The organism is Streptomyces katrae (assembly GCF_000966975.1).
GTDB classification, from domain to species: domain Bacteria; phylum Actinomycetota; class Actinomycetes; order Streptomycetales; family Streptomycetaceae; genus Streptomyces; species Streptomyces katrae.
Genome location: NZ_JZWV01000308.1, coordinates 1 through 771, shown reverse-complemented (window position 1 = coordinate 771; position 771 = coordinate 1). Strand labels below are relative to the sequence as shown.

The 771-nt window shown below is 67.4% G+C and carries 1 pseudogene; it reads left to right on the top strand.

Annotated elements, in window-relative coordinates:
* Positions 1-309 precede the first annotated feature (309 nt).
* Positions 310-771 (top strand): annotated as a pseudogene (locus VR44_RS12390) (hypothetical protein); the annotation flags it as partial.

Below are 771 nucleotides of genomic sequence, written 5' to 3'. Positions count from 1 at the left end.
ATCTCCTGGTGGGTGAGGTCGACGGAGAAGACGACCGGCTCCGCGGGGAGCGCGGAGTGGGGCGACGAGTGGTGCGAGGAGGACATGAGGCCGAACTTAGGTAACCCTTTCTTCTCGGGTCAAGAGAGGGTGGGGGGAGTCACATCCGAGGCATTCCGGTACGGCGGCACCGATCGGATCCAGCCGAAACGTTTCTACAGCTCAGGGCGGCATCGGGCGCCCGACTCCCGGGGATCCTCAGGGGGACCTGCGGTTCCGGATGCCTGACCGCTGATCGGACCGCGCCACCGTCACGCCTGGAGGAACCGCATGAGCACACCCCGGTGGCGGCAGCTCACCGACCACCTCATGAGCGTCCCCGAGAAGGTCTACGAGGGCTGGAACAGCCATGACGGCTGGGACAACTACACGCGCTGGGGAGAGGAGTTCGGCGAGAACGGGGTCCCCTGGTGCGTGATCTTCGACTGGTGCATGTACCACGACGTCGGGCTCGACGCGATCGTGCCCAAGGTCGACAACGTGAGCGCCTTCGCCTCCTGGGCCAGGGCCCGCGGCCAGTGGTCCGACTACCCCTCCGTGGGCGCGTGGGTCGACTTCGGCGACGGCGCCCACACCGAGATCGTCACCGGCTTCGACGCCGACACCGTGTACACCAAGGGCGGCAACAGCATCCGGTCCGGCTCCGAGGACCACGGCCAGGGCAACGGCGTCTGGTCGCACTCCAACCCGCGCCGCAGCAGCTATGTCACCGGCTACTTCGCCCCCCGCTAT